The organism is Mucilaginibacter inviolabilis, assembly GCF_011089895.1.
Lineage (GTDB): Bacteria > Bacteroidota > Bacteroidia > Sphingobacteriales > Sphingobacteriaceae > Mucilaginibacter > Mucilaginibacter inviolabilis.
This window is the reverse complement of sequence record NZ_JAANAT010000001.1, coordinates 609,963-623,264: the sequence shown is the minus strand read 5'-3', so window position 1 is coordinate 623,264 and position 13,302 is coordinate 609,963. Positions and strand designations below refer to the sequence as shown.

The following is a 13,302-nucleotide window of genomic DNA, read 5'->3' as shown; positions in this document are numbered from 1 at the left end:
TGCTTACTTGGCTATAGGGCCTGATTTGACCTGGTTAAACAGTTCTTTGATCTCGGTTAAAGTGACCTTTCGGCCATTATTCCCCCAACTGGTCCGTTCATGGTTCATGATAGCGACAATTTCTTCGGGCTTCAGGTTATTATTCGTGCCAATAGGCGGCATTATGCCATAACCTTCGCTCGCCCGGCCGTTATAACCTTTCATGATAATGGTGAGTTGTACCTTGGGGTCTTTATCCAAAACAACGGGGCTGCCCTTCAGCGGCGGAAAGGCGCCCTTCAGACCCTCGCCGTTTTCCTGGTGGCAGCTCTGGCAATTGGAGGCGTAAAGGGCGGCGCCGTCTAATTCGGTATTCAGTTTACTGGTCGTGCCAGGCAACACCGGGGCGGTCTCCTTGCCGTATAAGAAAAGCGGTGTCGGTTTGCCGTCAGGCAGTTTCAGTTGTTTAAAGGATTTAAGGTAAGCGACCAGTTCTAATGCCTCTTTAGTGGCAACGATCTTGCCGGTAACCCCTTTGCGAAATTCATCCGGTACATTGACCACGACATCACCCGGGAAGGCATAATCTTTAACCTCGAACAGCCAAGAATAGGCCGGCATGATCGATTGGGAAACTACGGATCTGGGGTTATATAAATGCAGCAGGTGCCAGTCCTCGCTCGGCTGGCGGTTCCCGATATTCATCAGGTCGGGACCGGTACGTTCTGAGCCCATCAGGTTCGCCGTATTCCGCCATACATCTGTCCGGATATTGCGTGCGTAATCGGCTGCGATGCTTGGGCGAATGCCCCACATCTTATCCATATCGACATTGCGTACCTGCTGCGTATGACAGGCGATACAGCCTTCACGGATAAATATGCCCTTACCGGCTATTTCCTCGCTGGTCAATGGTTTACTTTCAGGCAGCGGCGCATTATTATTTTGGGAATTTAGCGCAGGAAATACAGCGGCGAACATTGTCAGCCCCAGAAATAAAATGATAGCGGCACCAAATAGTCTTTTATGATTGTTATAGATATCCATTGCTTATTTCTTAACAGGTGGGACAGGTAATTTTTCTAATTCTTCAAAAACCGTTTTTTGCAGATCAGGCTCAGTTCTTCCGGCGATCATATAATAAAGATTGTAGGCAAATATTAAATGCGAGGCCCACATCAGGGAACCGCCAATGGCTCGCCACAACCAATAGGGCGCCATCAGTACTACCGAATCTATAAAAGGCTTGCCTTCCAGCCAGGCCATGCCTTTCAGCGTCCCGCCGATCATTAACGGGATGGTATAAAACATTAAGCCGATCAAAGCCATCCAGAAATGCGCGCCGACCCAGGCTTGCCGGGGTTCTTTGCCTGTCAGGCGGGGAACCAGGGTGTAAATGGCCGCCCAAAGCATAAAGGCAATGATCCCGTACATGGTCAGGTGCGAATGGGCGACCGTAAAATCGGTAAAATGCCAGTAGAGATTAGCGGAGCGGAAGGCTTCCGCTGTACCCTGAAACGAACCGGTAAAATAAAAGATGACGCCTACCAGGTAGAAGGGCAGCGTATAGCTGGAACCGATCTTATTGAAATTGCCGCGAAAGGTCATCAGGAAGTTCGTCGTGCCCGCGAATACCGGGATCAGCATGCCCATACTGCCAATGATCGCTACGGTTTGCAGCCACCAGGGTATCGCGCTGAAAATAAAGTGGTGCGTTCCGATCAGCGTATAGAACAGGATCTGCGTCCAGAACGCCAGGATGCCGAGGCTGTAAGAGTATATCGGGGTATTTAACTGCTGGGGTAAAAAATAGTAGATCAGCCCCAGGTTAAACAGCATGAACCACATGCCGACGCCCTGGTGCATGTAATAGCCCTGCGCGATACTTTCGCCCAGTCCATTTTGCCAGAACGGCAAGTAACCCACCAGCGCGATAACAATGGTGAACATTACTGCTGAAACGATATACCAGTTAGAGATATAAATTTCTTTGGTCTTGCGCCGCGCGATGGTCTGTAAGTAATTGATCAACGTAATGACCAAACCGATGGCAAACAGCAGCATGATGGGCCAGATGTATTCGCGGTATTCGCCGCCGCCGTTATTAATACCCGCCATCAGGGATATGGTGCCGGCAATTACGGAGGCATTGATTAGCACCAGGCCGTACCAGCCGCGTTTCAGGCTGGCCACTACGGTGTTACTAACGGTCGATACGACATAGTACCCCAACCCGATCATAGCCAGTGAGGACCAGCCCCAAAATACCATATTGGTATGCACCGGCCTTAGCCGCCCAAAACTAAGCCAGCTGACATGATCGGCATCCGGGGCTACGAATTTAATACCAAGGTATTCACCGACCGAGGTGCCCAATACCAGCCAGAAAGCCGCTGTCCCCAAATACCATAAGATCAGTTTGGAGAGCGCAGGGTCAATATCGGGACGTTTAACGGCTTTCTTTTTCGGCGCGATGAAGCGGGGGGAATCCACTTCCGCGATGTGGTGCAGCAGCCCCTTTTTATCTTCAGGGACTTCCTCACCGGCGAGTTCCGTATTCGTCAAGCTAAATTCGAGCGCAGCTTTGCGTTTGAGCAGTTCTTCGCTTAGTTCATCGGTGCTGAGCTCATTGATCGACCTGGCAAGTTTCTGTGCATCTTTCCTGATCTGCGAACCGCGGACCTTTTTGACAATATGGTTCACTTTCACCGCTACGATATATACGGCGATCAATAACGGAATGAGGATCAGCGTAACCGTGATCAGTACACCGGGATTGGTCCAGACCGAACCGGATGTTTCTTCCGTTTGGGCAAAGGCGCTGGCACCTGAAAAAAGGAGCAGCAATAGCAAGATCGGCTTTTTCAAATTTCTTGCAGTTGTTTTATGGTTTGCGGCCCCTTCCTGTCCGGCTTTTCTTTTGATGAGCGTATCTAATTGATGCTGGTCGAGATCGGGCAAGCTTTTTTGCAACCATGACCGGCCGCTCTCCTCCGGTCTTTCCTCCAGCTCTTTCAACTGGTTAGTATTCTTAAAAAGCCACAAGGCCAGGGCGAGCAGTCCCAACAGGAACAGTGAGAATAAAATGATGTAGCCGGCAGACGTACCATCAGAAGCATCAGTTCGTAGCTTGTCCTGCGCCATCAGCAAGGCCGGCATCACCAATAAATTCGTTAAAAAAAACAGCGATCTTTTCATTTATAATATATTAATACCTTTATATCTTTATACTGACAAAATTTATTTCTTTAGCGCCGTAATACCTAAATTCAGATCTTCATTAAATTCACCGATACTGGTGTTAACAAGTAATTGGTGGATCTGGTTTCGTATCGCCTTGAATTCATGATGAAGCGGACAGGGTTTTATTTCTGAGCATTGCTTTAATCCCAAACCGCAACCGATAAATATGCCATTCCCATCCACGGCTTCTACGATACTTGCTAAAGGCCGCTTTAGAGAAACCGCATCCAGATAGAATCCGCCGTTTGGTCCCTTTACAGATTGTACGATTCCGCGTCGGCTCAGATCCTGTAGTATCTTCGCCAGGAAATGCTCTGGCGAATCAATACCGTTAGCAATTTCTTTGATACCGACGCGGCTGCCCTCGGCTGTTCTGTGCGCAATAAAAAATACCGCACGTATAGCGTACTCGCATGTTTTTGAAAAAATGCTCATTGTTCAACAAAAGTAAATATATTTTTAAAATTAAAAGACTTTTTTATCTTTTATTTAAAACAGGTCTCTGCTGTTATATCGGATAAATATTATTTAGTTTTTCGCGGGGCCTTGGGTCTGCAAGGTGGAATTCGTCCCATGGGGTGCTAATGCCGGAATACCTGTCTTTTTTAGCGTGAGACCGACCAGCGATGGCTTGAATGTTATTAGGATGATATTTTTCCCATACGCTATCGGTGAGAAGCCCCTGATTTCCGATATACTAAAAACACTTAGCAGAATTGGGTAATTTAATGCAAATTAATTCCTAATTGGTTCACGGCCTCAATATTGGCATGGTGCTGACCGATGCCGTACCTATATCTCTTTATTATAAAATTGAAAGCGGTTAATGGAATAACTCGTCAAACCCGATTCCCAGGTTACGCCTAGCTATCATTTTAGACGGATAGCAGTTAACAAAGCGATGTGGGTAACAATGATAAAACATCCGGCTCATAAATGGAGCCGATGTCAGGGTATTTCCTGATTTTTTGAAATGCTAACTCGATAAAGCACTACGAAGTAACCTTTGTACCTAATGAGTTGCTTGCAACCACCAACGTACAACGCCCAGCAGTTGCTCCATATCAAAAGGCTTGGGCAGGTGACCGTCCGCGCCGGCTTCCTGCGCAATGGCTTCCAGTTCCCGCACCGCCGACATCATGATCACGGGAATATGACGGGTATGCGGAGAAGCCTTAAGCTCCCGGCAGATATCAGCACCCCAGGCCACCTGTAAACGGTGGTCCAGTAAAATCAGGTCGGGTTGAAAGACGCCGACCTCATTGATGACGTGGTCGCCCAGGGAGCGTTCAACGCGGTAACCCTCATCGCTAAAAATGTAGTATAAGATATCCAGTATATCCTGGTCATCCTCGACTAGTAAAATACTTTTAGGGCCGTTGTTTTTCAAATCGCATGAAGGTACGGCTATTACCTTGCAATTAAAAAAATAAGTTATAAATAAAAACTCTCCAAAAGTGACCTATTGATCGTTACAACGTCATCCCAATAGACCACTCGTGAAACCTGGCTGATTTGACATAAAAAAGATATTTTTTAACTTTAACCCTACCAATGGAAAACAGTGACCAACTTTCTCATGCCGTCGTCCGCCTGGTCTACGACACTTTTTCAGTACCTATGCTGGGCCTGGATGGGAAAGGCGTGCTTGTATATGCTAATCCAAGTGCGATCACAGCATTGCGCCTGCCTGGTGATTGGCTGGGAGCACCGCTCACCCAATGGTTACCGGCATTCTCGCTCAGCGATGCTGAAGCGCATACGGATGTCAAAGGTGAACGTTGCTGGTACTATGCCCCTCACCAAAATTCGGGCAACCAAAAAAGAGAAGACCTACTCACATTTTTAAATGAAGCGGCGGGTGAACTGGCAAAGGCAAGAGTGACAGCCGAAGCGCTGAAGCAGCTTTCCCGCCTTATCGTGCCACGCTTTGCCGCCTGGTTCGCAGTCGATATCCTGCGTGACGGGAGGCTCGATCAGTTAGTACTCGCCCATGAAGACCCTGAAAAAGTCCGCTGGGCCGAGAGTTACCGCGCAGCTTACCCCACGGACCTTTCAAGCGACCGGGGTACCGCTCGTGTGCTAAACACGGGCGAGCCATTGTTCGTCCCCCATGTTACGCGGGATATGCTGGACGCGGCCATCACTGACCCGCGGCAACGCCGGGCAATTGATGAGATCGGGCTGCGTTCTGTCATTACGGCACCTTTGTTCGGCCGTGAGCATATCTCCGGCGTAATTACCTTCATATCTAAAGATAGGGATTATGATCAGGCCGATCTCCAGTTTGCACAAAGCCTGGCTTCACATATAGGTCTGGCGCTGGAGAACGCCCGTCTTAACGAAGGCCTGCAAAGAACCAGTGAACGACTAAGCACCGCCTTATCCTCGGGCTTGGTAGGCACTTGGATACTGGATGTAAAACGTCGGTGGCTTTATGCAGATGAGAACCTGTCGCGTTTGTTCGACATCCCTTACACGCCGGAAGGCTGCCCGCAGGAACATTTCCGTGCGCGGCTGCATCCTGAAGATCGTGAACTGATCGATAGCCAACGTGCGGATTCGATCGGGCAGGCAGAACAATACGAAACTGAGTACCGCATCGTTGTCGGAGGACAGATCCGCTGGTGTTTCGCCCGGGGGCGAACCCAGAAAGACGACCAAGGCCATCCCGTCCGTTTTACCGGGGTAGTAGTAGATATCACCGAACGGAAGCTTGCCGAGGAACAGGTCCGTGAAAGTGAGGAACTTTTTCGTTTCCTGTCCGATGCGATCCCGCATAAACTATGGACCGCTGACCCTTTAGGAAACGCCAATTATTACAACCAGGGCTGGTATGATTATTTGGGAGCCGAAAGTATAGAAGAACTTCGCGTACTGGCCTGGGATGCCATCCACCCGGAAGATCGTCCGGAGGCGGAGGTGGCCTGGCCTGCGGCTATCAGCAGCGGCGAAGAAACGACGATCGAAAGCAGGTTACGGAATAAAGATGGAAAATACAGGTGGCATTTGTCGCGTTTTTTACCGCAGCGGGACCGCAAGGGCAGAATCGGCTTATGGATCGGTACCTCAACGGATATTCATGAACTAAAGTTGATCCAGCAAGCGCTCGAAAGCAACGAAGCACAATTCAAGGCGCTGGCAGAGCTTAATTCACTACCCATCTGGCAACTCAATGCGGATGGAGAATGTGTCTTCGTCAACCAGGCCTGGCGCAGCTACACCGGTGCCGCCTTTGCGCAGCCGTCCGATAGCGATTGGGCAAAACATATACACCCGGATGACAGGCGGCAGGCGGTCTACGACTTTAATCATTGTTTTGCGCAGCGCACAGCCATCCATCTGAAGTACCGTTTTTTCATTCGCCGAGCGGACAGTACCGTTGGGTGCTTGATAATGCCCAGCCCGTATTTAATCCCCGTTTTTATGGTTTTATCAGCACGATGACCGATATCCATGAACAGGAACAGGCCAGGTTGTCGATGCAGCGGCTGATGGAACAGAAAGACGAGTTCATCAGTATTGCAAGCCATGAATTGAAAACGCCGCTGACCACGGTAAAAGCTTTCTTTCAGTTGGTCAGGAGAGAAATGGATCCCGCCAACCGTCTGGCGGCGCTGTCGGTCAAGGCCGGGAACCAGTTGGACCGGCTTGACCGGCTGGTAAACGAACTGCTGGATGTATCCAGGTTGAATGCCGGTAAGATGACCTATAACTTCGAAGAATTCGATCTGGCGGAACTGGTGGAGGAATGCCTGGATAATATGCGGGAAAGTCACCCGCGCGTTTTGTTCCTGATGGAAGGCTGTATATTGCCGCAAGTTTGCGCAGATCGTCACCGTATTGAACAATTGCTGATGAATTTGCTGGGCAATGCTGTCAAGTATGCGCCGGATGGCCCTGAAGTCAGGCTATTCTGCAGTGACCTGGGCGGCCAGGTTGAGATTTCGGTGCAGGACTATGGAATCGGCATATCAGCGGAAGACCTTGCGCACCTTTTTGAACGATTCTATCGCGCTGGCGCTGCGGTCGATCGTTTCCAGGGCCTTGGGCTCGGGTTGTTTATTTCAGCGGAGATCATCAGGCGGCATGGCGGACTGATCCGTGCGGCTAGTGAACCCGGAAAAGGTTCGACCTTTACTTTTACCTTGCCATTGCATCCTCCCGGCGAGGGAGTAGCCGAAAGAAACTAGAATACTCAGCTGCGTGAATTACGACTGGTAACGGCATGATGATCGCGATCATTCTTGAAACATTTTTTATCTTAAAAAACATCAGATCATGCCTGCGAAACAAAACAACAAGCCAACTGCAAAGGTCAGCCGGACCCAGGAACAGGAAAGCGCTTTGAAAGAACTTTTTCTCGATAAGAGCAAAGACATCTATTAGGCCGAACAACATTTAGCTAAAGCCATAGCCAAGATAAGTACAGGCGCAACCTCGCCCGACCTGAAAACGGCGATAGACAATCATCCCGAAGCAATGAAAGGGCATATCAGCCGTTTGGAACAGGCCTTCGAATCGATCGGTGAAAGAGTAAAGTCCGTGAAATTCCTGGTGATGGAAGGCTTACTGAAGGAAGCAGATGAATTACGCTCGGAGACTGATAAAGGCACAGAAGTTCGTGATGTGGCGATCATCTTTGCCGCGCAGAAAGTAGAGCATGATGAGATCGCTTCATAAGGTACCCTGAGAACTTTAGCCGGGACGCCGGGCTTCAGGGAAGCGCAAAACTTATTCGGGCAGACGCTGGATGAAGAAAAGGCAGCGGACAGCAAGCTAACCGGGGTAGCTGAAAATTACGTAAATGAGGCGGCAGCCCAAGAAACAGCATAAGCTTTTCGCTCAAAAAGAGACCGGTCACTCGTCGGTCTTTTTTGTGGTTATCATGGCCGACCTGTAACAGACCGGGCTATAATGCCTTGCCCTCAAATACGTTTTTTAATCCCTTTCGAAACGGCCTGTTCTTTTGGTGATCACGATGCGGTATATGACCAGATCGATACGGGTCCCGATATCACTGTCGTTGGCCGTTATGCCATGCGAAGGATGACTATCTGGTTTTTCGGCGAGCGGCATTAGCCGATGAATGATACCTTGCATGACCCTTTGCTGTTCGTCCACCCCTTCGATCTCTTCAAAACGCCCCCAAAGGATCACGCTTTCCCATTTAAAAATATTCTCAATGTTATCGACCTCAAAGCAGACCTCGGGGTTCTTACGCATAAGGTTCACCTTCATACCCTCGGCTGAATGCGCATAAATGTGTTTGCCGTCGTAAGTATAATTTACCGGCACCACGTAAGTAAGTCCATCTGCATGACAGCCAAGGCGCCCGGTTACCTGCTTTTTTAGCAGTTCGTCCATCTGTTGATCCGTAAGTTCTCCCAGCATAGTTCTGTTTTTAGCAAATAAAAATACAAACATCCGGCGAATAAATGACCAATGACTCAAAAGAATGTGAGCAGCATCATGGGCCCCCTGTTGCTGTAAAATTAAATTAGCACGAACGAAAAGACATGGTAATACAGGACAACAAGCCTGCGCAACAATCGTCGATGGAGCACTCATTGCTCTTTCGCTTTATAAACATTTTTATTAATGATGACTTTGACCGATAGCTCAATCAGAGAAGGCGATGGCCCGGCCCTGCTGATCACAGACCAGAGTGGGGCAATTATTTCCGCTAATGCGCCTGCCAGCGTACTGTTCGCGACGACCGAAAAAGAATTATCAGGAAAAGCCATCGGCACCATACTGAATGCGATAGCTCCAGGGGACATGCTGCACAACCTGGATGTGGCACACGTGCCCGGCACGCTATTGCTTTCCGGCGAGTTGGCGAACTATATCTTATCGGTCACTGAAATCACACTCCACCGGGAAGTTCTTTTCGCGGTTATCCTGTTTACGGTGGAAAGCCCCGCCGCAACCCTCCCAATGACCGGCACGAGAAGCGCTGATATGCTGGCGCAGAAATACGCTACGCCGGAACAAGGTAAAGCAGAAGTCCACACTCCCGAACAAGAGTTTACCCGGTTGAAGAACCGTTTTATTGCGCTTGCATCACATGAGTTCCGATCACCATTAAGCAGTATTCAACTGTCAGTGGCCCTGATCGAGCGTTATTATGACCGGTTAGAACGAGATAAATTATTTTCTCATCTTGGCAAAATCAGGGCGGCTATCGCAGAAATGACTGATATCCTTGAAGAATTTTTAAGCCAGGAGCGTGTCGATGCAGGTACGATAGCGGTTCATCCGGAGGAGATCGATGTGCCGGACCTCTGTCATGAAGTGTTGCGCGAAATGCGACTACAAGCGATTCCGGGGCAGCGATTGGTATTTAGCCAACAGGGCAGCTTCAGGCGGTTCCATATAGACGGCAATATTCTCCGGGAATGTCTCAAGAACCTGTTATCCAATGCGATCAAGTATTCCGGGGAGAACGGGTCTATCAGACTTTCCGCCGAGATCAACGAAAATGGCTGTAAGATCATACTGGCGGATGACGGCTTGGGTATACCGGCCGAAGATCAACAACACATTTTCGAGCCTTTTTTCCGGGCGGGCAACGTGATCGGCAGGCAGGGCACGGGATTAGGACTAAGTCTCGTAAGGCGTTATTGCGCACTCATGAACGGTAATGTAAGTTTCGATAGCCGTGAACACCGGGGAACCGTCTTTACTCTTTGGTTTCCTTCCAGGAGTTTTCCAGCAGTTCCCGGATAGCGGAAAATAATTCTTTTTCATCGAAGGGCTTGACAAGATAACTACAGCGGCCGATATCATAAGCTTTTTTGCGATCGGCAGTCTCGGACTTTGCTGTCATAAATATGAACGGGATATGGCAGGTGTCTTTGTGGTCCAGCAAGGAACGGAAAACAGTATATCCGTCCGTCTCCCGCATCAGGATATCGCATATGACCACGTCCGGCAACCTGACTTGCGCCAGTGAAATGCCGTCGATACCGTTATCCGCTTGCAGAACCTGGTAGCCTTCAAGTTCTAACAGCTCGACGGTGTTCTCGCGGATATCCGCGTTATCTTCGATCAGGAGAATGGTCTTCGGTGTCATAAACACAAATAAAATGATCGGAACCGGAAAAAAAGGAACCGGAAAAAAGTTATGCTTGTGAAGTTCGGAATTTCCCGGCAAGATCATTTGTCCGAAATGCACAAATACTTGTCTGTAATTCATTAATCCCGGCCCGATAATTACCGGTAAGGGTTTAGTGAGATGACGTGCATTGTTAGATACATCAACCGGTCGCTGGCATGAGCAGTACGGGTATGGTGTTAATCGCCAGGATCGCTGCCTCATTGTCATCGGACCAAACCGAAGGTAGCCAGCCATGCCCATGGTGTACCAAAGCCAGAAGCCCGGCATGCTTGTTTTTCGCAAACAAAGCTACTCTTTGGGGCACCGAAACTCCGTAGCACTGCTCATAGGCCGACCAGGGAATTCCAGCCAAAGCCATAGCTTGCATAAAACCGGCGATCTTCAGTTCTTCTGCTGCGGCCATGTTAAAAGCCGGTTCCGAGACGTGGCAAATCGTAAGCCCCATCTGGAATGCTGCCGAGATTCGCTTTAGTTGCAATAAAACCTGCCTGTCGCCGGCCTGGAGGTCGGTGGCGAAAGCAATGGTTTTGACGAAATCGTTAGAAGGTGTCCGGGAAGGTACAAGCAGTAAGGGATAATTAAGGGGCGTAATTTTATTCCGTATGATATGTGCGGACGTTGCCGTATCGAGACCGGCAACAATAAGATCAGGGCCGATCGTTGCCAGGTTCGCTTCGAGTGCGCGGGGGAGGCTACCTCGAAAGCTTAGCGTTTCGATCACCGCCGGCCGCGCCGGCTGTATTTTTTCTTGCAATTGTTCAAGGCGCAGTGCTTCCGCATGTAACTGTCCGTGCGGATCGTGTCGCGCCTGCCATTCGGCTTCCAGCGGATAAGCCGCGATATCGCGTACTTCGATCTGAAGGTGCGGCAACCAGGCATTGATCAGCACGAGGCGTGCGCCGCACCTTCCGGCTAACAGCACACTGAAGGACGCGGCAGCGCGCGCTGCCTCAGAAAAATCGGTCAGGACAAGTATTTTTTTCATCAGATGGAGCAAAAAATGAACAGGCTCAATTAGGCAATAAACACAGTTGTCATATTTCAGGCGTCATCTCTTTAGAAGATCCAGCTTTATTATTAACGATTGAAACCTGGATCCGGATCATCATCAGATTCCGCATTAGCTGATCCGTTGTTTCGTTCAACAAGCGGCGTTCATCATCATCTTCGACCTGCTCACGTTACGTGGACATCACCGTCGCTTCCCGCTTTAACTGCCTGCGGAAGGCGGATGGTGACAATCCGTTATGTTTTTTAAAGAACTTGCTAAAGGCAGCGAGTTCACCGAAACGAAGCTCCGCAGCGATTTGGCCGAGGCTAAGATTGGTTTCGATGAGCAGCAGTTTAGCTTCGGCAATGATGGCTTCGTCAATCAGTGCGCCCGGTGTCTGACCGCAGGCTTTTTTAATCGCGTGGATCAAATACTGTGGCGTGATAAAAAGCGCATCGGCATAGAACTTCAGATAATGTTCCTTCCGGTCATGTTTGGCCAGTAAGGCACTGAACTTTTTCAACAGATCCTCATGGCGTTCCGGTATTGGTGCCTGCTGACCGCCATTTGATCTGAATACAAGCGTCACCTCATAAATATATGTATAGAACAGCGTACGCACAATCTCATCCTCTAAGCCATTTTCCAATACGTTTCTTTTTTTCAGAAGTAGCGCGTAGAGTTGCAATAGCAGCCCGGCCTTCCTTTTGCTCAGATGGACGCAATAACCCGTCTGCGCGCCCAGATAGTGTAACGCTTCCAGGAGAACAGCGTTGATATTTCTGCGTAATAAAAAATCGCGTGTAAAAAAAACGTAGCGCCCTTTGCAATCCGGGCTGACCGCAGTCACGCTGATTACCGAACCGGGTGATATGGCAGCAAGACAATAGGGCTGCAGTTCGATCTTCCGATCATTCACGGTAGCTGTCAGCCTACCCTCGACACAAAGGAACAGGCAGTAATAATCCGGCCGCAGTGCGCTTGTCAGCACATGTAACGGCGTGTCAGCGGCAATAAAATAACCGGCAGCATGCCAGTTTCCCGTGCCTCTGGCAAGTGTCTCAGGGATGGATTCTAAAGGTGGCAGCGTAGCGGAAGGACTCATCGATATCAATTTAGCAAATGGACATTATAACCACTTCGCGGCAAAGCGGTTGAATTCTTTTCGCAGTTCGCTGACCAGGTTCTCTTCGGTGTAGTATTGATCCTCCAGTTGTTCGAAGTCATTCAGCACGACCGATTCCAGGTAACCGCCTGTTAGTAGGGACGATTTTGCCATCTGCTCTATATTGGCTTCAACTTTTTGTTTTATTGAAGCGATGTGATTATGGTGTATCAATAACTGGTTTTGGAAATGCTCGATGCCTTCTGCCGCTTCGCGGCTGGTATTGCCTGCGGCAATCTCTTCCAGTCGTTCCTGCAAAATATTTAGTTCGATATTATAGAATTCCAGTCCGCGCAGCCATTCATGGTGCAGTGGGCCGATCGTTCTGATGTTACTTTGTTTCATACTGCAAGATTAAGCAGTATGTTTGTCCTGTCATATGACCATGGTCCGTTCCATTAATGACAGAGGTCACATGTTAAATTTTGTAAGAACCTGGTAGTTGAAGCAAAAATAAAATTGGCATCGAAAAAAGTAAATCCGCAGCATTTAGATTCCTGGCTTACGAACCATCAAAAGTTTTGCATCGGCTTGAGGGAGATGCAGGGGATCTCTTACAACTGCTGATTAATTGCTAAGATAATGATCAGATAGAAGTACACTCCTGTAATTCGGGGTTTATTCAGAAGTAGTTTTGGCCACGGCATAATGCTCCACAATATTCATAGTCGTGTTTTATCCTTCGCTTTATAACAACATAAGTACACGAAGGAGCGTCAAATGATTTATAACAAATCTTTCGATCACTAATTCGTAACAGCAGATATATACCTCAGTTCTGATCCGGTAATTTGATGGGGA

Annotated in this window: 12 protein-coding genes and 1 pseudogene; 4 read left to right on the top strand and 9 right to left on the bottom strand. The window is 48.9% G+C overall.

Annotation, left to right across the window (positions count from 1 at the left end):
- Window positions 1-3: 3 nt before the first annotated feature.
- The 4 genes from G7092_RS02490 to G7092_RS02475 all read right to left on the bottom strand — a co-directional run bounded on the left by G7092_RS02490 (window position 4) and on the right by G7092_RS02475 (window position 4,612).
- A complete protein-coding gene (locus G7092_RS02490; protein WP_166085849.1) occupies window positions 4-1,026 on the bottom strand; it encodes a cytochrome c in 1,023 nt (340 codons plus the stop codon).
- A gap of 3 nt (window positions 1,027-1,029) precedes the next feature.
- Complete coding sequence (locus tag G7092_RS02485; protein ID WP_166085847.1) at window positions 1,030-3,177, bottom strand: cbb3-type cytochrome c oxidase subunit I; 2,148 nt, start codon at window positions 3,175-3,177, stop codon at window positions 1,030-1,032.
- 42 nt (window positions 3,178-3,219) lie between these two features.
- Window positions 3,220-3,657, bottom strand: a complete 438-nt coding sequence (locus tag G7092_RS02480) for an RrF2 family transcriptional regulator (RefSeq protein WP_202985201.1) — start codon at window positions 3,655-3,657, stop codon at window positions 3,220-3,222.
- 577 nt (window positions 3,658-4,234) lie between these two features.
- Entirely contained in the window at window positions 4,235-4,612 is a 378-nt protein-coding gene (locus tag G7092_RS02475) for a response regulator (RefSeq protein WP_166085845.1), read from the bottom strand.
- Window positions 4,613-4,776: 164 nt separating this feature from the next.
- On the opposite strand from G7092_RS02475, the gene G7092_RS02470 reads away from it, so the two are divergent.
- The 3 genes and pseudogenes from G7092_RS02470 to G7092_RS02460 all read left to right on the top strand — a co-directional run.
- Complete coding sequence (locus G7092_RS02470; RefSeq protein WP_166085844.1) at window positions 4,777-6,669, top strand: PAS domain-containing protein; 1,893 nt, start codon at window positions 4,777-4,779, stop codon at window positions 6,667-6,669.
- Window positions 6,666-7,415, top strand: coding sequence for a sensor histidine kinase (locus G7092_RS02465; RefSeq protein ID WP_166085843.1), 750 nt, complete (start codon window positions 6,666-6,668; stop codon window positions 7,413-7,415). Before G7092_RS02470 ends, G7092_RS02465 begins: the two co-directional genes overlap by 4 nt.
- A 208-nt stretch (window positions 7,416-7,623) precedes the next feature.
- Window positions 7,624-8,058, top strand: a pseudogene (locus G7092_RS02460) (YciE/YciF ferroxidase family protein); the annotation flags it as partial.
- Between the two features lie 105 nt (window positions 8,059-8,163).
- Here G7092_RS02460 and G7092_RS02455 read toward each other — a convergent pair.
- Window positions 8,164-8,616 (bottom strand): pyridoxamine 5'-phosphate oxidase family protein, encoded by a 453-nt coding sequence (locus G7092_RS02455; protein WP_166085842.1) that lies wholly within the window; start codon window positions 8,614-8,616, stop codon window positions 8,164-8,166.
- A 207-nt stretch (window positions 8,617-8,823) separates the two neighbouring features.
- Between G7092_RS02455 and G7092_RS02450 the strand changes: the two genes are divergently transcribed.
- Window positions 8,824-9,954, top strand: coding sequence for a sensor histidine kinase (locus G7092_RS02450; RefSeq protein ID WP_166085841.1), 1,131 nt, complete (start codon window positions 8,824-8,826; stop codon window positions 9,952-9,954).
- Here the strand turns inward: G7092_RS02450 and G7092_RS02445 are convergent.
- From G7092_RS02445 to G7092_RS02430, 4 genes are all read right to left on the bottom strand, one after another.
- Window positions 9,908-10,423 (bottom strand): response regulator, encoded by a 516-nt coding sequence (locus tag G7092_RS02445; protein ID WP_166085840.1) that lies wholly within the window; start codon window positions 10,421-10,423, stop codon window positions 9,908-9,910. The genes G7092_RS02450 and G7092_RS02445 overlap by 47 nt on opposite strands.
- Before the next feature lie 61 nt (window positions 10,424-10,484).
- Window positions 10,485-11,330 (bottom strand): universal stress protein, encoded by an 846-nt coding sequence (locus G7092_RS02440; RefSeq protein ID WP_166085839.1) that lies wholly within the window; start codon window positions 11,328-11,330, stop codon window positions 10,485-10,487.
- A gap of 196 nt (window positions 11,331-11,526) precedes the next feature.
- A complete protein-coding gene (locus tag G7092_RS02435; RefSeq protein WP_166085838.1) occupies window positions 11,527-12,441 on the bottom strand; it encodes an AraC family transcriptional regulator in 915 nt (304 codons plus the stop codon).
- 24 nt (window positions 12,442-12,465) lie between these two features.
- Complete coding sequence (locus G7092_RS02430) at window positions 12,466-12,846, bottom strand: hypothetical protein (protein WP_166085837.1); 381 nt, start codon at window positions 12,844-12,846, stop codon at window positions 12,466-12,468.
- Window positions 12,847-13,302 lie beyond the last annotated feature (456 nt).

What these genes read in the sequence shown, in the direction of transcription:
- G7092_RS02490 (WP_166085849.1), bottom strand. Translation starts at nt 1,026, where the DNA reads ATGGATATCTATAACAATCATAAAAGACTATTTGGTGCCGCTATCATT.
- G7092_RS02485 (WP_166085847.1), bottom strand. Translation starts at nt 3,177, where the DNA reads ATGAAAAGATCGCTGTTTTTTTTAACGAATTTATTGGTGATGCCGGCC.
- G7092_RS02480 (WP_202985201.1), bottom strand. Translation starts at nt 3,657, where the DNA reads ATGAGCATTTTTTCAAAAACATGCGAGTACGCTATACGTGCGGTATTT.
- G7092_RS02470 (WP_166085844.1), top strand. Translation starts at nt 4,777, where the DNA reads ATGGAAAACAGTGACCAACTTTCTCATGCCGTCGTCCGCCTGGTCTAC.
- G7092_RS02465 (WP_166085843.1), top strand. Translation starts at nt 6,666, where the DNA reads ATGACCGATATCCATGAACAGGAACAGGCCAGGTTGTCGATGCAGCGG.
- G7092_RS02455 (WP_166085842.1), bottom strand. Translation starts at nt 8,616, where the DNA reads ATGCTGGGAGAACTTACGGATCAACAGATGGACGAACTGCTAAAAAAG.
- G7092_RS02450 (WP_166085841.1), top strand. Translation starts at nt 8,824, where the DNA reads ATGATGACTTTGACCGATAGCTCAATCAGAGAAGGCGATGGCCCGGCC.
- G7092_RS02445 (WP_166085840.1), bottom strand. Translation starts at nt 10,423, where the DNA reads ATGAATTACAGACAAGTATTTGTGCATTTCGGACAAATGATCTTGCCG.
- G7092_RS02440 (WP_166085839.1), bottom strand. Translation starts at nt 11,330, where the DNA reads ATGAAAAAAATACTTGTCCTGACCGATTTTTCTGAGGCAGCGCGCGCT.
- G7092_RS02435 (WP_166085838.1), bottom strand. Translation starts at nt 12,441, where the DNA reads ATGAGTCCTTCCGCTACGCTGCCACCTTTAGAATCCATCCCTGAGACA.
- G7092_RS02430 (WP_166085837.1), bottom strand. Translation starts at nt 12,846, where the DNA reads ATGAAACAAAGTAACATCAGAACGATCGGCCCACTGCACCATGAATGG.